Source organism: Microvirga pakistanensis (genome assembly GCF_004458765.1).
GTDB classification, from domain to species: domain Bacteria; phylum Pseudomonadota; class Alphaproteobacteria; order Rhizobiales; family Beijerinckiaceae; genus Microvirga; species Microvirga pakistanensis.
The window spans coordinates 1-223 of the sequence record NZ_SPJX01000667.1; the positions used below are offsets into that span (position 1 = coordinate 1).

Consider the following 223-nt stretch of genomic DNA (forward strand, 5'->3'; position numbering starts at 1 on the left):
CCTGTCGGTGACGAGCGAGCAGAGCGTACTCGGGAACGATGCCGATGCGGACGGCGACGCGCTGACGGCCAGCCTCCTCTACAACACCTCCCATGGCGCGCTGAGCCCCAAGTCCGACGGCACCTTCACGTACACGCCGTACGATCCGAACTTCACCGGGACCGACACCTTCGTCTACTTCGTGAACGACGGAACCTCGGATTCCGAGCCTGTCGCCGTGACG

General features: G+C 64.6%; 1 protein-coding gene. It reads left to right on the forward strand.

What is annotated here, in order from left to right; all coding sequences use genetic code 11:
- The coding region (locus E4K09_RS29525) for a cadherin-like domain-containing protein (RefSeq protein WP_166802530.1) at positions 1-223 on the forward strand (223 nt) is incomplete at both ends.